Genomic DNA, 20,759 nt, shown 5'->3' on the forward strand with positions numbered 1-20,759 from the left:
GCCAGTGCGCCTCGATGCGCTGCAGTTCAAGCTCCGATGCTGACATTTTCAGGGGATGGACGGCCAAACAGCCTTCCCACAGAAGAATGTCCACTCAAGCCGTGGATGAAGCTGTGGATATCTCCGTGGTATGTCCTGCAGAGCCTGCACCGGCGCGGGTCTTGATGGAGTGCTTAATTCCTAGGCAAGACAGGGCGAGGGCTGCAGGTCCTACCTGTTGAAGTGCGGCCAACGCGGCCGAATCAAGGCTTTTGAGGGACACCTTGGTGCAGGCCATAACTTTGCTATCCTGCTTGTCTCTGGACGAACAACGAGGTTCATCATGGAGCTTCACCTTGTCAACGAGCGTCCGGCGCCGGATGTCCTTTCGCAACCCGAGGTCGAACTGCACCACTGGCGTATCCTGCGGCGGGGCAATGGAACCCTACACATTGCCGCCCAACTTGATTCCGGGCCACTACGTGTCACCTCCTTGCTGCAAGCCATAGACCTGCCCAGGGCAATAGTCAAAACGGAGTCAGGACGGAGCTACCACCTGTGTAATCCACCTGAGGAAGACCAACTGCTGAGGTCGCTCATGGTGCTAAACGCAGCCCGAGGCCTGGTTCAGGTTTCGGAGGATGTGAGTGACGCCATCTGGGCCGCAATAGCCACTGGCGCTTGGCCCTATGAAGGCTCCAGCTTGCTGCCTTCAGTGCAATAGCTCCGCTCAAGCCGTTTGGACAGTCGACCTCATGCCATGGGGCGGCAGGAGCCCCGCTGATTTCCACAATGCAGTAAATGCCCGACGGACCTTCTTTTCATCCAACGGACTTTATTTGCTGTAGTCAGTTGGTTCGGTTACGGCACCCGACCACACCACCGTAACGCTATTAGCAAGATCGCAGACTTTATCAATAAGCTTGCCGCGCAGCATCAATCTGGCGCAAACATCTGATGCCGTTGGCACACTGCCTGGATTGGTACGTATGACCTTTCCACTACCGTCCGGGCTGGGAAGGGTTTACGACATTCGCAAATAGCCCCTCCCCCGCTAAGAGCCGCGCCAGTGCTCAACGATGGTTTACGACTTTATTTGTGGGTTTACGACTTTATTTGGCAGGAATACCTCGCGGGGATCAACTGGCCACGGTGAAACGCTGCTTCACGTGGCGCGGGTTCTCCAGTTCGTCCACGATGGCCACGGCCATGTCGGCCACGCTGATGCCGCGGGGGGCTTCGCCGTTCATCAGCGGCGCATCGGTACCCAGGCGGTATTGGCCGGTGCGTTCACCGGGAGCCAGCAGGATGGGGGGCGACAGGAAGGTCCAGTCCAGCGTGGTTTCATGGCGGATCAGATTCAGCGCCTCGCGCGCGGCCAGGGCGCCTGCCTTGTACTCGGCCGGAAAGTTGGGCGTATCCACCAGCTGCACGCCGGGTGCCACGAACAGGCTGCCCGCGCCGCCCACCACGAGCAGGCGCTTGACGCCGGCCTGCTTGACGCCTGCATAGATGGCGCGCGTGCCGACGAGGAACTGGTCGTGGATGTCGGGCACGGTCCAGCCGGGGTTGTAGGCGTTGACCACGGCGTCCTGGCCGGCCACGGCCTTGGCGACCTGGGTGGCGTCCTGGGCATCGGCATGCACCACGGTGAGGCCGTCGCGCGCAGCCAGTTTGCCGGGGTTGCGGGCCAGGGCGGTCACCTTGTGCTGGCGGCGCAGCAGTTCTTCGAGCACGGCCGAGCCGACGAAGCCGGTGGCGCCAATCAATGCGATGTTCATGTCATTTCCTTGGGTTGAAGTCGATGCAGTGAGAATAGGGGCTTGTCAAACAAGCCGGTAGAGGGCAAAAATCGCCTTCACCTTGAAGTACAGCTTCACAAAAGCCCTATGGACGATCTGAAACGCATGGCAGTGTTCGCCGCCGTGGTGCAGCACGGCTCAATGAGCGGAGCCGCACGTGCCCTGGGCATGAGCACCTCGGCCGTGAGCCAGCAGGTGCGCAAGCTCGAGAGCGATGGCGGCGTCACGCTGCTGCACCGCTCCACCCGCCAGCTGGCGTTGACCGAGGCGGGCCAGCGCTACCACGCGCGCTGTGCGGCCATGTGCGCGGCGGCCGACCAGGCGCGCGCCGAGCTGGCCGCCTCGCGCGATGCACCCAGTGGCGAGCTGCGCCTGTCGGCCACGGTGGGCTTTGCGCGCCACATCGCACCGGCACTGGGCGAGATGCTGGCGGCCAACCCGGCCCTCAGGCTGCGGCTGCTGGTGGACGACTCGCCCATTGACCTCATCAACGCGCGCATCGACCTGGCCGTGCGCTTTGGCCGGCTGCAGGACTCCACCTGGGCGGCAAGGCGCCTGTGCGCGATGAATGTCTACCTGTGCGCCTCGGCCGACTGGGTGGCGCGGCACGGCATGCCTGCGCACCCCGATGCGCTGCTATCGCACAGCTGGCTCGGGCTGGTGCGCGACGGCGAAGCCATGTTCGCCGAACTGCGCAACACCCTGGGCGAGGCGCGCGCGCTGCGCATGGAGCCGCGCATCGCCAGCAACAACCAGCTCTCGTTGCAGCAGATGTGCGAGGCCGGCCTGGGCGTGGCCATGCTGGGCAGCAGCGATGTGCACGACGCCCTGCGGACCGGGCGCCTGGTGCGCCTGCTGCCGCAGTGGGACCTGGGCACGCTCGACGTGTGGGCCGTGACGCCCCAGCGCGATGCCCAGCCCGCCAAGGTGCGCCAGGCGATCGCGGCGCTGCACGCCTACCTGCGCCAGGTGCCTGGCATGTTGGAATGAATGAGGCCTGGGGATCCATCGATTTTTTATCGGTGCGGACCATAAATTCCATCGTTGTGCCGGCGCAGTGGCCTGCCTACAGTCGCGGCTTCTTTCTTTCCCCCAGGAGCCTTGCCATGACGACGAACCCCGCCACCCCCACCTACCCCATCGACCAGGTGATCGCCGCCTTTGCCAACGGCGACGTGCCCACGCTGCTGGGCCATGTGGCCGACGACGTGGACCTGCGCATCGACCACTACCGCGATGGCGCGGACACCCGTTGGCAGGTGGCCAGCGACAAGCAGGGCCTGATCGCCATGCTGCAGCGCCTGGCGGTGGAGGTGTTCCCCCGGGGCACGCAGATCCTGCACACCCACAGCCAGCCGCTGGGCAACGAGTGGGTGCTCACGCAGTTCCACCAGCGCTTCTTTTATGCGGTACAACAGCGGGAGGTGGAAAGCCTGACCTGGATCGTGAGCCACTCGGTGGCGGGCCAGGTGGACTATTTCCGAGAAACCGTCACCACCATCACCCCGGTCTGAAACCGCCTTTGAAGCATGCTGTTTGACCTGCGCGCGCTCGGCTACTTCGTGGCCGCCTACGAGGAACGCTCGGTGACGGCGGCCGCGCGGCGCTGCTTTGTGGCGCAGCCGTCCATCAGCATGGCGATCAAGGGGCTGGAAGATGCGCTCGATGCCGTGCTGTTCGAGCGCAGCCGCAGCGGCCTGGCACCCACCTCCGAAGGACACCGCCTGTACCCGCGCGCCTGCAGCCTGCTGGCAGAAGCGAGCGCCATGGTGCGCGACTTCCGCGAGGCGCCGCGCGAGACCCTGCGCGTGTTCCTGCAGGACACCCTGCTCGTGGGCCCGGCTGCGCCGCTGCTGGCGCAACTGGAGCAGCACCTGCCTCACGCCCTGGTCCGCCTGACCGCCAGCGCCGAGGAATCCCGGCTGCGCCTGGTGGCCGAGCATTGCAAGGCGCCCGGGGATACCTTTTTCCCGCTGTGGCGCGAGCCCTATGTGATGCTGGTGCCCGCGCAGCACCCGCTGCGCTTCAAGAAACGCTTTGGCGTCGCAGACCTCAAGGGCCTGCCGCTGATCGAATGGCCCCACTGCCCGCTGCACCAGTCGTTCATCCGCCTGCTGGCCGAGCGTGGCATTGCGCTCGCGGTGCGCGCCAGCGCAGAGCGCGAAGAACTGCTGCTGCACATGGTGGACGCCGGCATCGGCCTGGCGGTGGTACCGCAATCGCACGCTGCCCATGCGCGCCACGCGGTGGTACGGCCGCTGGACGGGGCACTGGCCTTCGACCGGCACATGGGCCTGGCCTGCGATGCGTCCGACGCGCCCATGCTGGCCCTGCTCGGTGTTCTGGCCGCAGGGGCGGTCGCACCGGCCCCATTGTCGAGCGTGGCGTAGAAAGCCCTGGCACCGGTGCCCGTTGCGGTACAACCGGGGCTGCATCCACACCAACAGGCCCCCCGATGATCCTGGAAATTGCCCAATTGACCATCCGCCCCGGCCAGACCGGCGCCTTCGAGCAGGCCTTTGCCCAGGCACAGCGCATCATTGCCTCGATGCCCGGCTACCAATCGCACGAATTGCAGCGCTGCATCGAGCGCCGGGATGACTATGTGCTGCTGGTGCGCTGGGCCACGCTGGAGGACCATGAGGTGGGTTTTCGCCAATCCGCGCAGTACCAGGAGTGGAAAGCCTTGCTGCACCACTTCTATGACCCTTTCCCCACCGTGCTGCACTACAGCCCGGTGGCAGGCCTGTAGCACAATGCGAGGAGCCTCTGCGCCACGCCGGGCGGGGGCTGGCATGGGGCGTGCATGGGCAGATGTCTCGGCGCCGCGACGCTTGGGGGCGGGCAGACCCCATTCGGGTACGACCTGACAATTTAACGTGCTGCGCACACCGTTCTGATCCTAGAATTTGTAAACGCGCGTATCCGCGCAAAGGACATCCCCATGAAAGCAGTGCAGCAGGACATCGACGAGCGGACCAACCTCACCAGCACGAACAAATTCGAGCTGCTGCTGTTTCGCCTGGGCACCGACAGTGCCCTGGGCAAGTCCGAGCTCTTCGGCATCAACGTGTTCAAGATCCGCGAGATCGTGGCCATGCCCAGCATCACCCCCATCGCGGGCACCACGGCCCACTCGCTGGGCGTGGTCAACCTGCGCGGCCAGGTGATCCCCGTGCTGGACCTGCCCTCCATTGTGGGCTGCAAGCCCCAGACGGGCCTGAACATCATGCTGGTGACGGAATACGCCCGCACCACCCAGGCCTTCGCCGTGGAGTCGGTGGAAGACATCGTGCGCCTGGACTGGAAGCAGGTGCTTTCGGCCGAAACCAGCGGCGCTGCCGGCAAGCTGGTGACCAGCATTGCCCGGCTGGACGGCAACACCGACGAATCGCGCCTGGCCCAGGTGCTGGACGTGGAAGCCATCCTGCAGATGGTGTCCCCGTCGGACGGCCACGAGGTCACCGAAGAGAAGGTGGGCGCAAAGCTCAAGCTCAAGCCTGGCAGCATCATCCTGGCGGCGGACGACTCCTTCGTGGCGCGTTCGCTCATCGAGCAGGAGCTCAAGGTGCTGCACGCACCCTACGAGATGGTGAAGTCCGGCAAGGAAGCCTGGGACCGCCTGAACGCGATCGCCAAGAGCGCCGAGGCCGAAGGCAAGACGGTGCTGGACCGCGTGGCCATGGTGCTGACCGATCTGGAAATGCCCGAGATGGACGGCTTCACGCTGACCCGCAACATCAAGCAGGATGCGCGCTTCCACGGCCTGCCGGTGGTCATCCACTCCTCGCTGTCGGGCTCGGCCAACGAAGACCACGTGCGCAGCGTGGGTGCCGACGGCTACGTGGCCAAGTTCGTGGCGGAAGACCTGGCAGAGACCATTCGCCGCGTGCTGCCGAAATAAGCCCCCAGCGGCGGCCGAGGCCGCTGCCCCTTCTTTTGCGTGAACGATTTCACGCCACCTACCAGGCAAGTAGCCTTTGGCCTACCCGGGAGGGCTATCGCCGCGCGCCCGTCTGCGGCAAACTGGATGCCGGTCAACCAAATACAGGGCTCAAACGTCAAGTTGCAATCTGCCTGTGCGATGTAACACCTGATTGGTGTTGTTTTCGTGGGCTTTACCTGCAACGCGGAACGCGCCTTGTGCGCCGGGAGTCTGAATCCATATGACAAATACCATCGCCCGCGTTCTCTCCGCCACGGTCCTGGGCGCCGTGCTGACTGGCTGTGCCACGGTACCGGGCGACCCGTACTACGCGCCAGGCCCTGCCTACTACCCGCCGAGCTCGTCGACGATCATCTACGACTCGCCGCCGGTCTACCATTCGCCGCAGCCCGTGTACGTGACGCCGCCACCGGCGTACTACGGCAACCGGCGCGACGAGCGCGATTGGGCACGCGAGCGGGAACGTGAACGCGCGCAGCAGCAATGGCGCGAGCAGGCCGACCGTGAACGCCGCGACCGGGACCGTGATCGCGACCGTGACAACGCCCGCCGGGACCAGGATCGCCGCAACCAGGCCAATCAGGAACAGGCTCGCCGCGAGCAGGCCGAACGCGACCGGCGTGCTGCGGAGGAACGCCGCAATCGCGAGGCACGCCCAGGGCAGATGGCCCCCGGAAGTTACACGCCAGCGCCGAATGACTGGCGCGCACGTCAGCAATCGAACAGCAAGGAACAGCCCTGAGCAACGGTTAGCGGCTCAGCAAGACGCCACATGATCCGGGCTCGCCACCTTGTCGTCGGCCTTTGCGCGGCTTGGCTGTGCCTGGGCGTGCAGGCCCAGGCGAAGCGCTGTACCGATGCACGCACCGGCAAGGTCGCCTACACCGACGGAGTGTGCAACAGCGGCGAGGCCGCACACGAGGTCAAGATACGCCCCTCGCCTGAAGAGGTACTGCGGTACCAGCAGCTTTACGCCGAAGCGCCGGAGCACAGTCGGCCGCGGCTGCAGGCGGACAATGCCGCCGCGCGATCCGATGCTCAGCGCGCGGTCGACCTCCAGCGCGCATTCGCCGACTATGCCCCGCGGCGGTATGACTATGCCAGGTCGCCCGGGTGCGCGGGCTCCCGGAGTGCCTACGACCTGCTGCGCATCCAGCAGGACCATCGTTCCACGCGGGAATATGGCCCACTCAAGGAGGCCGCCCAGCGGCGCATGGACATGGATTGCATGGGCCCGGAGGCCTATGCCGAACGCGAGCGCCAGCGTGAGCAGGACCGGCGCGACAAAGAGTACCGGGAGGCGGCACTGCGCCGAGAGACCGACCTGCGCGACCAGATGGAGCGCGACCACCGCTACCACCAGGAACGAGAACGGGACAAGGAACGGCAGCGCGAGCGCGGCCGGGAGCAGGCCCAGCGCGAGCACGAGCGCGACCAGGTCGAGCGCGACAACCGTACCGCCGCGGACCGCAGGCGCAACGAGAGCCAACCGGTCCAGTCCGGCCTCAGCCCGACATTGACCGGCTGGCGCGGCGCCAGCCTGCGTTCCACCCCCTGAGGGGCCGCAGCTTGCGAAGCACCATGGCCTGCATCCTCCGACCCGCCCTCTACGGCCTGTTCCTGGCAGGCCTTTGCCTGGGTGCGCAGGCCCAGGTCACCCGCTGTACCGATGCGCGCACCGGCAAGGTGACGTACACCGACGGGGCCTGCAGCGGCGGCGAGGCGGCCCGCGAGGTGGAGCCCCGCCGCACGCCCGAAGAGATCCTGCTGGACCGGCAACTTTCTGCCGAAGCGCTGGACCGCAAGCAGCAACGGCTACAGGCCGAGAATGAGGCCGCGCAGGCCGACGCACAGCGCGCTGCAGACCTCCAGCGCGCACGCGCCGCCAATGCCCCGCTACCCCAGGACTACGCGCGCTCTCCCGAGTGCGCGCGCTCGCGCCGCAACTACGACCTGCTGGCCGGCGAAGGCCCGCGCTCCACGCAGGAACACGGGCAGCGCCTGGAAGCCGCCCAGCGGCAGATGGACCTCGATTGCCTGGGCCCGCAAGGCTATGCCGAGATAGAGCGCGCCCGCGCCGCACAACCGCGCGTGGTGGTGGTACCGCCGCGCTACGGCATCGGCTACCCCGCGCCGTTCCCCACGGTGCCGCAAAAGCCGCCTCCGCGCCTTACGCAGTGCTCGGACTACCGCTGCACGGACAATCAGGGCAATACCTATCCGCGCAACGGCCCGGGGCGCTTCCCGGGACCCGGCGGGGTCTGCAGATCCAACGGCGGACAGGCGCCCTGCTGAGGCCTGCGGGGCAGCCCAGCCCTGCGCTGTTCCACCTCCTCCCAGGCACGTCCGCCGCACGGCACTGCGCGCGGCCCTGGCACTCACCCAAATACCGCAGGCGCTGGCGTCAACCGCCCGGTCCCATCGCGCGTCTAGAGCGGACACCGCCGCAGTTTGGCGATTGTCCAAGGAGCTCCATGACCCCTTTGCCTGTGCGCCTGGCATGCCTGTCCCTGATCGCTGCGGCGTTGGCCGCCTGCGCCCCGCGCGGCACCTACCCGGCACATCCCCTTGCCCTGCAGCGAGCCCGTCTGGCCAGCCATCCCTCTCCCGTACAGCCGCCGCCACCCCCGGCGACTCTACCCAGCCCTGCCGCCGCACCCGTACAGGATTCGACGGTGGCGGCGCCCCTGCCTCCCACCACGGCCTCCGTGGGTGCGCACCGCCCATCGGGCCTGCCAGGTCTGCAGCATGTCGACCTGGCCAGCTACCCCTCGCCCATTCCACCCGGATCCGCTGCGGCGGGCAGCGCTCCGAAGGCGGCGAAGACCTCGACAGCGGCCCCACCGCCCGCGACCGTCCGGCCCCACCCCGGTAGCACGCCGCCCGCGATCGCACGCCCCACCTCTGCGCAGGACCTGGAGCGCATGCGCCGCATCGAGGAAGAGGCGCGGCGCGACAATGAACTGCGCCTGGAGGCCATGGCGCGCGAGATGGAGCGCGACCGCAGGGAACGCGAGCGACAGCGCGAACAGGACCGCCTGGAACAGGAGTACCGCGAAGCCGCGCTGCGCGACCAGATCGAACGCGACCGCCGCTACCACCAGCAGCGCGAGCAGGAACGCGAGCGTGAACGGGACAGAGAACGGGAACGAGAGCGCGACCGGGACCGCGAGCAATCCCGCAGGGACCAAGAGCGGCGTGACCAGGCCGGCCGCGACCAGGCTCGCCGCGAGCAGGCCGAGCGTGACCGCCGCGCGGAGGAGGAACGCCGCAACCGTGAGACACGCCCAGCGCAGATGGCCCCTGGAAGCTATGCGCCTGACCCCAAGGACTGGCGCGCACGCCAGCAGTCGAACAGTGCCGAAAGGCCCTGAGTGAAAGGTCGTGGCCGTGTCTGGTAAAGCTCAGGACCGCAAGCCCTCGGCCACGCTGGGGTAGCGCAGCCGCAGGCCCAGCTCCTGCAGCATGCGCCGGTTGTCCAGCCGGCGCGACTCGCTCATGAAGCTCAGCAGCACCACGGGCAGCTCGGTCTGCGCCGTGCTCCGCGGCAGGCGCGGCGGGCGTGGCAGGCCATAGAGGTCGGCCGCCAGGTCGAAGTAGTCGCCCATCTTCAGGTGGCTTTCGTCGCTGACGTTGTAGATGCGCTGCGGGCGCCCCTTCCACAGCGCGCGCAGGCAGGCGCGGGCCAGGTCGTCGGCATGGATATGGTTGGTGTAGACATCGTCCTCGGCTACCAGTACCGGTGTGCCCTTGCGCAGCCGCGCCTCGGGCGTGCCGCCTGCGCGGTCGGGGGCGTAGATGCCGGGGATGCGCAATATGCTGGCGCGCACGCCCGCACGGCCCAGGTGGCGCACGGCGCGCTCGGCATCCACGCGGCGCTGCGCGCGCGGCGTGGCAGGGGCCAGGGCCCGGGTCTCTGGCACCAGCACGCCCTGGCAGTCGCCATACACCCCGCTGGTGGAGGCGTATACCAGCGACACAGGCAGGCTGCGCAGCCGCAGCACCCGTGCAAGCGCCACGGTGCGCGGGTCGCGCCACCAGCTACCGCTGCCAGCGCCGTCACCCGGAGGCGGCGCCAGTTGCATCACCCGGGTCGCCACACCCGACAGGCGCCGCAGGGTGGCCGCATTGTCCAGGTTGCCCAAAAGCGGGGTGATGCCCTGTGCACGCAGGTCCGCCACGCGGTCAGGGCTGGAGGTGAGCGCCAGCACGCGCAGGCGCGGGGCAGCGGCACCAGGCGCCTGCAGCTGGCGCACCACGCGCTGGCCCACGTCGCCACAGCCGACGATCAACAGGCGCTCACGGCGAAAGCGCGCCGGCAGGGCGCCAAGGGGGCTTTGGTTTGAGGGCAAAATCGGGTCCGCGAAGAAGACAAGTTCCAAGGATACCCACAACATGAACAGCGCCGAGGCGGCCCCCGCGTCCAGTTTCCAGATTTCCGTGCAGCCCAGCGGCCGCGCCTTTGCCGCACAGGGCGATGAATCCATCCTGTCCGCCGCCATCCGCAGCGGCGTGGGCCTGCCCTATGGTTGCAAGGACGGTGCCTGCGGCTCCTGCAAGTGCAAGAAGCTCAGCGGCGCGGTGTTCCACGCCAACCACCAGTCCAAGGCGCTCACGGCCGACGAGGAGGCCGCCGGCTTCGTGCTGACCTGCTGCGCCACGCCCCTGTCCGACGTGGTGCTCGAATCGCGCCAGGTCACGGACGAGAGCGCCTACCCGGTCAAGAAGATGCCGGTGCGCGTGTCCACCCTCACCAAGAAGTCGCACGACGTGATGCAGCTGCGACTGCAGCTGCCTGCGGCCGACACCTTCCGGTACCACGCAGGGCAGTACATCGAATTCATTCTGCGCGACGGCGCGCGCCGGGCCTACTCCATGGCCAATGCCCCCCACACCCAGGGCGACGCACCGGGGGTGGAACTGCACATCCGCCACATGGCGGGCGGGCGCTTCACCGACCATGTGTTCGGCGCCATGAAGGAAAAGGAGATCCTGCGCGTGGAAGGGCCATTCGGCAGCTTCTTCCTGCGCGAGGACTCGGACAAGCCCATCGTGCTGCTGGCCTCGGGCACGGGCTTTGCGCCCACCAAGGCGCTGATCGAGCACCTGCAGTTCAAGGGCAGCTCACGCCCTGCCGTGCTCTACTGGGGCGGGCGCCGCCCAGGGGACCTGTACATGGCCGACTGGGTGCTGGAGCGCATGGCCGAGATGCCCAACCTGCGCTACGTGCCCGTGGTCTCCGACGCCCAGCCCGAAGACGGCTGGAGCGGCCGCACAGGCTTCGTGCACCAGGCAGTGATGGACGATTTTGCCGACCTCTCGGGCCACCAGGTGTATGCCTGCGGCGCGCCCATCGTGGTCGAGTCGGCACGCGACGCCTACAGTGCCCACCGTGGCCTGCCGCCCGAAGAGTTCTTTGCGGACGCCTTCACCTCCGAGGCCGACAAGCACGGTTGAGGTGGTGACAACACCCCGGGCGATGGGGGTATTTCACGATGGCTGGCCCCTTTTTTTGTAGTGGCCGCTCCATTTTTTGCACAATGGCACCATGAACCGCAGAAACCTCACCACCCTTCTCGCCAGCGCCGCCGTCGTGGCCGCTGCCCTTCCACACGCCGCGATGGCCCAGGACTCGGGCCAGCCGATCCGCCTGATCGTGCCCTACGCACCGGGCGGCCCCATCGACGTGACGGCGCGCGCGCTGGCCGAGCGGGTGCGCGATTCCCTGGGCACGGTGATCATTGACAACAAGGGCGGCGCGGGCGGCAACATCGGTGCCGACGCGATCGCCAAGGCGGCGCCGGACGGCCTGACCATCGGCATCTCGGCCACGGCCACGCACGCCGTGAACCCCTGGCTGTACAGCCGCATGCCCTACGATGCGGCCAAGGATTTTGCCGCCATCACGCAGATGGTGCGCGTGCCCAACGTGCTGGTGATCAACGCCGCCAAGGCCGAGCAGCTTAAGATCCACAACCTGGCGGACCTGGTCGCCTATGCCAAGGCCAACCCTGCCAAGCTCAATTACGGCAGCGGCGGCAACGGCAGCGCCGGCCACCTGGCGGGCGAGATGTTCAAGCAGCGCGCGGGCATCTTCGCGCTGCACATTCCCTACCGTGGCGCCAACCCTGCGCAATTGGCTCTGCTGGCCGGCGAGGTGGATTTCAACATCGACAACCTGGCGGCTGCGGCCCCCAACATCCGCGCCGGCAAGCTCAAGGCCCTGGCCGTGACCTCGCTGGCCGCCAGCCCCAACCTGCCCGGCGTACCGCCGCTGTCGGACACCTTCAAGGGCTTTTCCATCGATACCTGGTGGGGCCTGGTGGCCCCTGCAGCCACGCCCAAGCCGGTGATCGACAAGCTCAACAAGGCCTTCGTGGCAGCCCTGAATGCGCCCGAGACCAAAACGCGCTTCGGCCTGCTGCTGGCCGAGCCCGTGCCCACCACGCCCGCGCAGTTCGAGGCGTTCATGGCCAGCGAGCGCGCCAAGTACCAGCAGGTCGTGAAGGCCTCTGGGGCAAAGGTCGACTGACCGCCCCGCCGCCCCTTCTTCAGCGCCCCACGGGGCGCTTTTTCATGCCCGGGCCGCCAGCACGTTGCGGTGCCTTGCCACCACGGCCTCCAGCGCGGCCACCATGGCATCGCATTCGGCATCGCCCACGGGCAGGGACAACGCGATCAGCCCGCGCCGCGCCATGAAAACGCCTTCTTCCAGCAGGCCGAAGAACACCAGGTCCTTGGCGCGCCCGTCGGTGCCCTGCAGATCGGCGGGGGAGCGCACCGGCGCGGCCGTGGCGTGCAGGGTCATCAGCGATCCGGTGCCTGTGAAGGCCATGTCCACGCCATGGCGCTCCAGCACCGCGTTGAAGCGCGCGCGCAACTGCTCGCCGCGCTCATTGAGCGCCTGCACCACCTGGGCGGTCAGCACCTGCGCGAGGCCCGCATGGCCGGCGGCCATGGTGAGCACGTTGTTGTTGAAGGTGCCGGCGTGGGCCAGCGCGTCAGGGCGGCGCGGGTCGAAGCGCTCCATGACGTCGCGGCGCCCACCAAACACCCCGAACGACATGCCCCCGCCCAGGTACTTGCCCGCCGTGGTGAGGTCCGGCCGGATGGCCAGCAGCGCCTGCCGGCCACCGAAAGACAGGCGCGAGGTCATGACCTCGTCGAACACCAGCAGAGCACCGCAATCGTCGGCCAGATCACGCAGCGCCTGCAGGAAGGCCGGCTCGCCAGGAATGCAGCCGCCGGCCCCCAGCATCGGCTCGACCAGGATGGCCGCGATGTCCGCCCCCTGCGCGGCCACCAGCGCGCGCACGCTGTCGGCATCGTTGTAGCGCGCCAGGACAAAGTCGTGCGGCACGTTCATCGGCGAGCCCCCGCCCGCGAAGGTGAGCACGCCGCCGTGGTACGCCCCGTCGAACACGACCACCTTGCTGCGCCCCGTGTGGGCCTTGGCGGCGGCCAGGGCCAGCAGATTGGCCTCTGTGCCCGAATTGGCAAAGCGCATCAGCTCCATGGAGGGAAAGCGCCGCTGTATCTCCTGCGCCAGCAGGCCCTCGCGCGCCGTGTGGGACGAGAGGTTGATGCCGCCGCGCAGTGCTTCTTCGATGGCGGCGAGCACCACCGGGTGCGAGTGGCCGTAGAGCCCCGCCGTGAACTCGCCCAGCGCGTCGATGTATTCGTGGCCATCGGCATCCCACACCCTGCAGCCCGCACCGCGCGCCATGCTCAGCGGGAAGGGGCCATGGAACAGCACGCTGCGCGTGTTGCCACCGGGCAGCGCCGTTTCGGCGTCGGCCAGCAGGGCAGCGCTGCGCGGGTTGCGTGTGCGGTAGTTCTCCACGGCCTGGAACAGGGCGTGGTCCACGGGGGAATCGGTAGCGTTCATGCGATCTCCTGTACGGTGTACAAGAAATTATGAATGTCGGATCGCGATCTGGCAAGTAGCAGCGTTCGGCGCTGCCGTATGCCCGACAATCCGGCAACTGTCTCCGCCCTTTCCCGATGCCCCGCGCCCGCACCAAAGCCCCCGTTACCCCCGATGCCGCAGCCGGCACGCCCCTGTCGCGCGAGAGCGTGCTGGCAGCCGCCCTGGCGCTCATCGACCAGCGGGGGGTCGAGGGCTTCAGCGTGCGCGACCTGGCCCGCTCGCTGGGCGTGTACCCCACGGCGCTGTACTGGCATGTGCCGGGTGGGCGCAACGCGCTGATCGCCGGCGCGGTGACGGCCGCCGTGGGCGCGCTGGAGCCACCCGACGCGGCAGGCGACTGGCGGACGGAACTGCGCGCCCTGTTCTCGCGCTACCGGCGGGCCGTGCACCGGCACCCGCGCATTGCCCCGGTGCTCGGTGCGCAGCTGGTCTCCAACGCCAGCCTGGACCCGCTGCTGTTGGACCGCATCCTGGCGCTGCTGGAATCGGCCGGGTTCGCGGACCAGGGCCTGTTCGATGCCTACAACGTGGTGATTGCCGCCATGGTCAGCTTCGTGACCCTGGAGCTGGCGCCGCAGCCCGATGACGACCCCGACGGCTGGGCCGCAGGCCACCAGGAGCGCCTGGCGCAGATCGATGGCGATGCCTGCCCCACCCTGGCGCGCCACCTGCCGCAGATGGCCAACCGCGCCTTCGTGGTGCGCTGGAGCAGCGGCAGCACGCACCCGCTGGATGCGGGCTTCGATGCCTGGACGGAGGTGGTGGTGCAGGGGCTGGCCGCGCGGTTGCCCCGGAATGTTTAGCTACTGGAGCCTGCCACTGGCCAGAGCAAGGTTTCAGTGCGCTCAATGCGCTGATTGGCCACGCCCGCCAACTGGCCTGGCGTGACACGCGCAGGCGCCAGCTCGGACAGGGGCAGCAGCACGAAGGCACGTTCCCCCATGCGCGGGTGCGGCACGGTGAGATCGGGCGTGGTGATGGCCTCGTCGCCATAGAGCAGGATGTCGAGGTCCAGCGTGCGCGGCGCATTGCGGTACAGGCGTTCGCGGCCCGCTGCCACTTCGATGGCCTGCAGGGCCTGCAGCAGGGCGTTGGGGGTCAGCTCCGTGGCCAGCTCGGCCACGGCGTTCAGGTAGTCGGGGCCATCGGCATCCACCGGCGCGCTGCGGTACAGCGAGGAGACCTGGCGCACCTCTGTCTGCGGCAGCGCGGCCAGGGAGGCCAGCGCCTGTTGAAGGGCGGCACCCCGGTCACCGAGGTTGGCGCCCAGGCCGATGAAGACCGCTGTGGTGGCGCCCATGCCGGCGGCCTGGCTCACTCTGACGCAGGCGTGGAAGAGCCTTCACCGCCACCACCACCCGTGGGCTTGCGGCGACGGCGGCGGCGCTTCTTGGGGGCGCTGCCGTCCGGGGGAATCGCGTCGCCACCCTGGTCGGGCGCGAAATCGTCGGCATCGTCCTGCCCGCCATCGGCAGCGGCAGCCCGGGGCGCACGTGGCTTGGGTTGCGAGGCCGCCGGGCCCTGGCCCTCGCCGTCCGGCGATGCCTTGGGCACGCGGCGCGCCGTGGGCTGGCTCACGCGCTGGCGCGCCTTCTGTTCTTCGCGGGCCTGGTCCATCAGGTCTTCGCGGCGGTCGTCGTCGGCGGCCTGGAAGTCCTGCCACCATTCAGCAAGGGCCTCGCCGATCTCGCCCACGTCGGCGCGCAGGCGCAAGAAGTCGAAGCCGGCGCGAAAGCGCGGCTGCATGACCATGCCGAAGGGCGTGCTGCCCACGCGCTTTTCAAAGCGCGGCTGCATGACCCAGATCTCACGCATGTCGGCGGCCAGCTTGCCGCGTCCCGACACGTCGCCGATGCGCTTGTCGAACACCTCGTCGATGGCCTCCTGCAGCGCCGGCAGCGCGTGCTGGCGCTGGTTGGTCATGCGTGCATCCCAGCCATTGCGCACGTCTTCCCACAGCACGCAGGCGAGCAGGAAGCTCGGCGCCACGGGCTTGCCCTCGCCCACTCGGCGGTCGGTGTCGGCCAGCGCGGCGCTCACGAACGGGGTCTCGGCGCGTTCCACCGCCACGTCCAGCAGCGGGTAGATGCCCTTGGACATACCGAGCTTCTTGAGCTGCGCGACGGTGGCGATGGCATGGCCGGTCTGCAAGAGCTTGAGCATCTCGTCGAACATGCGGCTTTGCGGCACATCGGCGAGCAGCGTCTGCGACTGCACCAAGGGCGCGGCGGTCTTGGCCTCGATGGTGAAGCCCAGGGCGCTGAGCTTGGCCGCGAAGCGCACGGCGCGGATGATGCGCACCGGGTCTTCGCGGTAGCGCGTGGCGGGGTCGCCAATCATGCGCAGCGTCTTCTTCTTGGCGTCCTGGATTCCCTTGTGGTAGTCCACCACGATCTGGCTGACCGGGTCGTAGTACATGGCGTTGACGGTGAAGTCGCGGCGCGTGGCGTCCTCGTCCTGCGGGCCCCAGACGTTGTCGCGAAGCACGCGCCCGCTGGCGTCCACGGCATGCTGCATGCCCGACAGCTGCTGCTTGCTGGTCTTCTCGTTGCCGGCGACCTGGCCGGCCGCAGCGTTGTCCAAGTAGGCGCGGAAGGTCGACACCTCGATCACCTCGTGCTCGCGGCCCCGGCCATGCACCACGTGCACGATGCGAAAGCGCTTGCCGATGATGAAAGCGCGGCGGAACAGCCCCTTGACCTGCTCGGGCGTGGCATTGGTGGCCACGTCGAAATCCTTGGGGCGCAGGCCCAGCAGCAGGTCGCGCACCGCGCCACCGACGATGTAGGCCTCGTAGCCGGCCTGCTTGAGCGTGGCCACGACCTCGGCCGCCCGGCGGTCCACCAGCTCGGGGTTGATGCCGTGCACGGTGGCGGGCACCTCTTCGCGCTTGCCGAAATGCGGCTTGCCGCCCGAGGTGCCGGGCGTCGATTTGCCCAGCAGTTTGTCGATGAACTTCTTGATCATGGGTGTGCAGTAAACAGGTCCAGTATGCGCCAGCCGCGCTCCCGGGCCAGCGCCCGCAGGCGCGGGTCGGGGTTGGTGGCGACCGGGTGGTCGACCTTTTCGAGGAGGGGCACGTCGTTCATAGAGTCGCTGTAGAACGTGCTCTCGACATCACCCCAGGTGAGCTGGCGCTGGGCCAGCCATTGTTCCATGCGCGTCACCTTGCCTTCGCGCATGGTGGGCACGCCGTCGATCTCGCCGGTATACCAGCCAGCCGCATCGCGCACCAGTTGCACGGCCAGCAGCTCGCCCACCCCCAGCGCCTTGGCGATCGGGGTGGTCACGAACTCGTTGGTGGCGGTGACGATCAGTACCTCGTCCCCCGCGTCCAGGTGCTGCTGCACCAGGGCCAGGGCCTGGGGTTGTATCGCCGGGGTGATGACCTCGCGCATGAACCGTTCATGGGCGGCGGCCGCAGCATCGGGCCCGCGCAAACGCACGGCCTCGGTGGCAAAGCGCACGTAATCGTGTACGTCGAGTGTACCTGCCTGGTAATCGGCATAGAACTCGCCGTTGCGGCGCGCGAACTCGACCGGGTCGTTCCAGCCGATGCGGATGGTGAACTCGCCCCACTCGTAATCGGAGTCGAGCGGCAGCAGCGTGTGGTCCAGGTCGAACAGCGCGAGCCGGGGGCGGCTGGCAAGGGAAGCGGGGGTAGTCATTCGGTCAGGTGCGGGCAGGCGCCAGCAGGTGGATACACGGGGTCATTCGGACTCGAGCATCGTCTTGAGCAGCGGAATGGTGATGGCGCGCTGGGTGCGCAGGGCAAAGGCGTCGAGCTGGTCGAGCAGTTGCATGAGGCTGCCCAGGTCGCGCGAGAAGCGGTTAAGCATGTAGTCCATGACTTCGTCGCCCAGGAACACGCCGCGCGCGTCGGCCTCCTGGCGCAGCACGGCGCGCCGCTCGGGCTCGCCCAGCAGCTGCAGCTGGAACACATGGCCCCAGCCCAGGCGGCTGCGCAGGTCGTCACGCAACGGCAGGTCTGCCGGCGGCAGGCTGCCGGCGGCCAGCACCCAGCGCTGGCTGCCGCTGGCCGGGCTGATGGCGTTGACAAACCAGTTGAAGGCCGTCGCCTGCTGGGCCGTGCTGTACAGGTGCACGTCGTCCATGAGTACGGCGGACCAGCCCTCGTCGAACTCGGGCGGCTCGGCCACGGCAGGGTCGAGCCAGCCAACGCTGTCGCCCTGGTCGCGCAGCGCCTGGCGCACGGCCTTGAGCAGGTGCGACTTGCCGCTGCCGGATTCGCCCCACAGGTAGGTGGGCACCGGCGAACGGGTGGCTTGGCTGCTGCCGACCCCGGCCGCCAGGCGCAGGTGTTGCAAAGAGGCCTCATTCGGGCCGGGGAAGAAGCGGGAAAGCGTGGGCCCCGTGGCCAGGCCGATGTCGAGCGCCAGTTGCTTCATGCGCGGCACCCAGGCAGCAGGGGCCGGCCCGTGGCGGTGGGCGCGAAAGCGGCGGGCAGGGAGAAGATCAGCAGCGGCATCACAGGTGGCATTGAAAGATGTCTGGCCGTAGGTGACTGCGGCGGAACGCGGCAAAAGTGGCGGCACAGGGGCCGTTGCATCGCCCCGGGACGCCTCTTGCGAAAGATCCCGGCAGCGACAATATGGCCGATTTTAGTCTCCTGCCAGCGCCATGATGCAAGCACACCGCGCTGCTCGCCTGGGGCCTGGTGGTGCTGATCGCCGCCAACGCGCTGCCGGCCCTGCGTTAGCAGGGCATCGCCGCCTGGCTGGGCGCCAGCGGCGTGGCGGGCAAACCTGTCGCGCCGCCCTCCAAAGCCCCCGTTTCGACAGGGCTGAGAGCCAGCGGCGGAGCATGCCCCTTAAAATCCCCGGATTCCAGCCCGCCGTGCGGGCCTACCAGCACCACACCATCCATGAGCTCCTCCGCCACCCCCACCCCCCTTTCCTACAAAGACGCCGGCGTTGACATCGACGCGGGCGACGCGCTGGTCGAACGCATCAAGCCCCTGGCCAAGAAAACCATGCGCGAAGGCGTGCTGGCCGGTATCGGCGGCTTTGGCGCGCTGTTCGAGGTGCCCAAGCGCTACAAGGAGCCCGTGCTGGTCTCCGGTACCGATGGCGTGGGCACCAAGCTCAAGCTGGCCTTCGAGTGGAATATGCACGATACCGTGGGCATCGACCTGGTGGCCATGAGCGTCAACGACGTGCTGGTGCAGGGCGCCGAGCCCCTGTTCTTCCTCGATTACTTTGCCTGCGGCAAGCTCGACGTGGACACGGCAGCGGCTGTGGTGGGCGGCATCGCCCGGGGCTGCGAGCTGAGCGGCTGCGCGCTGATCGGCGGCGAAACCGCTGAAATGCCCGGCATGTACCCCACAGGCGAATACGACCTGGCCGGCTTTGCCGTGGGCGCGGTCGAAAAATCCAAGATCCTCACCGGTAAGGACGTGCAGCCCGGCGACGTGGTGCTGGGCCTGGCCAGCCACGGCGTGCATTCCAATGGTTTCAGCCTGGTGCGCAAGTGCATCGAGCGCGCCGGCGCCGACACCCCCGCCACGCTGGACGGCAAGCCCTTCAAGCAGGCCATCATGGAACCCACCCGCCTGTACGTGAAGAACGTGCTGGCTGCGCTGGCCGCCCACCCCATCAAGGCGCTGGCCCACATTACCGGCGGCGGCCTGCTGGAGAACATCCCGCGCGTGCTGCCCGAAGGCACCGCCGCCCACCTCACCAAGGGCAGCTGGCCCCAGACCGAGCTGTTCGCCTGGCTGCAGAAGACGGCCGGCATCGACGACATCGAGATGAACCGCACCTTCAACAACGGCATCGGCATGGTGGTGGTGGTGGATGCCGCCAACGCCGCCGCCACGGCCGCCACGCTGGCGGCTGCGGGCGAGAAGGTGTACACCATTGGCGCCATTGCACCACGCGGTGACGGCGCCGCCGTGGTCGTCGCCTGAGTCGGCCGCGCGCCATGGCGCAGCCACCACTGGAACCGCCTGAAGCGGGCACGGGCATCGTGCCTGCCCATTCCCCCGGCACGCCCGCCGTGCCCTTCAAGGGGGCAGGTATCAACGCCCCTGCCCCTTTCGGCCCGCTGCCGCGCGGCGTGGCACTGGCCAGCTACCTGCTGATGGCCGGTGCGCTGCTGCTGGTGATGTGGCGCAATCTGCTGCCCGGCCTGCTGTGCGTATGCCTGGGCTTCCTGGCCACGCGGGCGCTCGCGCAGTGGCTGGCGCAGCTGGCCCGGCGCCGCAGCGCATCGCCGTCCAGTGTGCTGCCGCGCCTGGCCGAGCTGGCTGCGGCCGCCGTTGTCATGCTCTCGCCGCTGGTGCTGCTGGCGATAGGGGTCACGCATTCGCGCGGCTACCTGGTGGAGGCCCCCCAACAATACCGCGAACTGCTCGACTACATGGCGCGCACGGTGCTGGAGCTGCGGCTGAAGCTGCCGACCGACATGGCCAGCCACCTGCCCGAAGGTGCGGCCGAGATCCAGCGCATCATCGCCAGCTACCTGGGGGCCAAGGCCGGCGCGCTGGCCATGGCCGGGCGTGCCTGGCTGGCGGGGCTGCTGTTCGCCTACGTGGGCCTGCTGATCGGCTCGCTCGCGGCGGTGCGGCCGCCGGCGCCGCCGCGCGGGCCCCTGGCCGCTGCCCTGCAGCAGCGCATCACGCTGCTGGGCGAGGCCTTCCGCCAGATCGTGGCCGCGCAGTTCTGGATCGCAAGCTTCAACACCCTGCTCACGGCCCTGTTCCTGCTGTTCATCCTGCCGCTGTGGGGGCTGGAGCTGCCCTACACCCCCGTGCTGATCACGCTGACCTTCGTGGCCGGGCTGGTGCCCATCGTGGGCAACCTGCTGTGCAATGCGGTGATCACCATCGTCGGCCTCTCGGTGTCGCCCATGGCGGCTGCGGCCTGCCTGGGCTTCCTGATCCTGATCCACAAAGCCGAGTACGTGATCAACGCCAAGGTCGTGGGCCGGCGCACGCACATGGGCGTGTGGGAGCTGCTGAGCGTGATGTTCGTGGCCGAGGCCGTGTTCGGCCCCGCCGGACTGGTGGCGGCCCCGCTGTTCTACGCCTACCTGAAGAAGGAATTGGTCGCCGCGCGATTGGTATGAGCCAGCCGGCGCG

21 protein-coding genes are annotated in these 20,759 nt (G+C 68.2%); 14 read left to right on the top strand and 7 right to left on the bottom strand.

The window, feature by feature from the left end; translation table 11 throughout:
• Nucleotides 1–1,118: 1,118 nt before the first annotated feature.
• The gene (locus ACSQ9E_RS22325; protein WP_436219201.1) at nucleotides 1,119–1,760 is read right to left on the bottom strand and encodes an NAD(P)-dependent oxidoreductase; all 642 of its coding nucleotides are present in this window, start codon (nucleotides 1,758–1,760) and stop codon (nucleotides 1,119–1,121) included.
• Nucleotides 1,761–1,868: 108 nt separating this feature from the next.
• Here ACSQ9E_RS22325 and ACSQ9E_RS22330 point away from each other — a divergent pair, with 108 nt between their 5' ends.
• The 9 genes from ACSQ9E_RS22330 (at nucleotide 1,869) to ACSQ9E_RS22370 (ending at nucleotide 9,101) form a co-directional block, all read left to right on the top strand.
• Nucleotides 1,869–2,771 (top strand): LysR family transcriptional regulator, encoded by a 903-nt coding sequence (locus ACSQ9E_RS22330; protein WP_436219202.1) that lies wholly within the window; start codon nucleotides 1,869–1,871, stop codon nucleotides 2,769–2,771.
• 116 nt (nucleotides 2,772–2,887) lie between these two features.
• On the top strand, nucleotides 2,888–3,295 hold the full coding sequence (locus tag ACSQ9E_RS22335) for a hypothetical protein (protein WP_057203489.1): 408 nt from the start codon (nucleotides 2,888–2,890) through the stop codon (nucleotides 3,293–3,295).
• Nucleotides 3,296–3,310: 15 nt separating this feature from the next.
• Nucleotides 3,311–4,171, top strand: coding sequence for a LysR family transcriptional regulator (locus ACSQ9E_RS22340; RefSeq protein ID WP_436219203.1), 861 nt, complete (start codon nucleotides 3,311–3,313; stop codon nucleotides 4,169–4,171).
• Nucleotides 4,172–4,236: 65 nt separating this feature from the next.
• Entirely contained in the window at nucleotides 4,237–4,533 is a 297-nt protein-coding gene (locus ACSQ9E_RS22345; RefSeq protein ID WP_436219204.1) for an antibiotic biosynthesis monooxygenase family protein, read from the top strand.
• Between the two features lie 192 nt (nucleotides 4,534–4,725).
• On the top strand, nucleotides 4,726–5,685 hold the full coding sequence (locus ACSQ9E_RS22350; protein WP_057203486.1) for a chemotaxis protein: 960 nt from the start codon (nucleotides 4,726–4,728) through the stop codon (nucleotides 5,683–5,685).
• Nucleotides 5,686–5,947: 262 nt separating this feature from the next.
• Nucleotides 5,948–6,469, top strand: coding sequence for a hypothetical protein (locus ACSQ9E_RS22355; protein ID WP_436219205.1), 522 nt, complete (start codon nucleotides 5,948–5,950; stop codon nucleotides 6,467–6,469).
• Between the two features lie 30 nt (nucleotides 6,470–6,499).
• Nucleotides 6,500–7,285: a hypothetical protein gene (locus tag ACSQ9E_RS22360; RefSeq protein WP_436219206.1), complete on the top strand. Its 786-nt coding sequence runs from the start codon at nucleotides 6,500–6,502 to the stop codon at nucleotides 7,283–7,285.
• Between the two features lie 23 nt (nucleotides 7,286–7,308).
• Nucleotides 7,309–8,022, top strand: a complete 714-nt coding sequence (locus tag ACSQ9E_RS22365) for a DUF4124 domain-containing protein (protein WP_436219207.1) — start codon at nucleotides 7,309–7,311, stop codon at nucleotides 8,020–8,022.
• 179 nt (nucleotides 8,023–8,201) lie between these two features.
• A complete protein-coding gene (locus tag ACSQ9E_RS22370) occupies nucleotides 8,202–9,101 on the top strand; it encodes a hypothetical protein (protein WP_436219208.1) in 900 nt (299 codons plus the stop codon).
• A gap of 30 nt (nucleotides 9,102–9,131) precedes the next feature.
• Here the strand turns inward: ACSQ9E_RS22370 and ACSQ9E_RS22375 are convergent, their stop codons facing one another.
• Entirely contained in the window at nucleotides 9,132–10,079 is a 948-nt protein-coding gene (locus tag ACSQ9E_RS22375; protein WP_436219209.1) for an SDR family oxidoreductase, read from the bottom strand.
• Nucleotides 10,080–10,122: 43 nt separating this feature from the next.
• Between ACSQ9E_RS22375 and ACSQ9E_RS22380 the strand changes: the two genes are divergently transcribed.
• Both ACSQ9E_RS22380 and ACSQ9E_RS22385 read left to right on the top strand, forming a co-directional pair.
• On the top strand, nucleotides 10,123–11,184 hold the full coding sequence (locus ACSQ9E_RS22380; protein WP_436219210.1) for a CDP-6-deoxy-delta-3,4-glucoseen reductase: 1,062 nt from the start codon (nucleotides 10,123–10,125) through the stop codon (nucleotides 11,182–11,184).
• A gap of 91 nt (nucleotides 11,185–11,275) precedes the next feature.
• Entirely contained in the window at nucleotides 11,276–12,259 is a 984-nt protein-coding gene (locus ACSQ9E_RS22385; protein ID WP_179683872.1) for a tripartite tricarboxylate transporter substrate binding protein, read from the top strand.
• A 42-nt stretch (nucleotides 12,260–12,301) separates the two neighbouring features.
• Here the strand turns inward: ACSQ9E_RS22385 and ACSQ9E_RS22390 are convergent, their stop codons facing one another.
• A complete protein-coding gene (locus ACSQ9E_RS22390; protein ID WP_436219211.1) occupies nucleotides 12,302–13,615 on the bottom strand; it encodes an aspartate aminotransferase family protein in 1,314 nt (437 codons plus the stop codon).
• 116 nt (nucleotides 13,616–13,731) lie between these two features.
• Between ACSQ9E_RS22390 and ACSQ9E_RS22395 the strand changes: the two genes are divergently transcribed.
• A complete protein-coding gene (locus tag ACSQ9E_RS22395) occupies nucleotides 13,732–14,460 on the top strand; it encodes a TetR/AcrR family transcriptional regulator (protein ID WP_436219212.1) in 729 nt (242 codons plus the stop codon).
• Here ACSQ9E_RS22395 and folK read toward each other — a convergent pair.
• From folK to hda, 4 genes are read right to left on the bottom strand one after another with little or no spacing between them, the layout of a single operon-like run.
• On the bottom strand, nucleotides 14,457–14,957 hold the full coding sequence (folK, locus tag ACSQ9E_RS22400) for a 2-amino-4-hydroxy-6-hydroxymethyldihydropteridine diphosphokinase (protein WP_436219213.1): 501 nt from the start codon (nucleotides 14,955–14,957) through the stop codon (nucleotides 14,457–14,459). The genes ACSQ9E_RS22395 and folK overlap by 4 nt on opposite strands.
• 14 nt (nucleotides 14,958–14,971) lie before the next feature.
• Complete coding sequence (pcnB, locus tag ACSQ9E_RS22405; RefSeq protein ID WP_436219214.1) at nucleotides 14,972–16,624, bottom strand: polynucleotide adenylyltransferase PcnB; 1,653 nt, start codon at nucleotides 16,622–16,624, stop codon at nucleotides 14,972–14,974.
• Nucleotides 16,621–17,325 carry an HAD family hydrolase gene (locus ACSQ9E_RS22410; protein WP_436219215.1) on the bottom strand — a complete coding sequence of 235 codons (705 nt, stop codon included), beginning with the start codon at nucleotides 17,323–17,325 and terminating at the stop codon, nucleotides 16,621–16,623. Before ACSQ9E_RS22410 ends, pcnB begins: the two co-directional genes overlap by 4 nt.
• 42 nt (nucleotides 17,326–17,367) lie before the next feature.
• Entirely contained in the window at nucleotides 17,368–18,066 is a 699-nt protein-coding gene (hda, locus tag ACSQ9E_RS22415) for a DnaA regulatory inactivator Hda (RefSeq protein ID WP_057203477.1), read from the bottom strand.
• Nucleotides 18,067–18,542: 476 nt separating this feature from the next.
• On the opposite strand from hda, the gene purM reads away from it, so the two are divergent.
• Nucleotides 18,543–19,586, top strand: coding sequence for a phosphoribosylformylglycinamidine cyclo-ligase (gene purM / locus ACSQ9E_RS22420; protein WP_179683866.1), 1,044 nt, complete (start codon nucleotides 18,543–18,545; stop codon nucleotides 19,584–19,586).
• 173 nt (nucleotides 19,587–19,759) lie between these two features.
• Complete coding sequence (locus tag ACSQ9E_RS22425) at nucleotides 19,760–20,746, top strand: AI-2E family transporter (protein WP_436220251.1); 987 nt, start codon at nucleotides 19,760–19,762, stop codon at nucleotides 20,744–20,746.
• Nucleotides 20,747–20,759: the final 13 nt, after the last annotated feature.

It is taken from the genome of Acidovorax sp. LjRoot118, from assembly GCF_964253575.1.
Classification (GTDB): Bacteria; Pseudomonadota; Gammaproteobacteria; order Burkholderiales; family Burkholderiaceae_C; genus Acidovorax.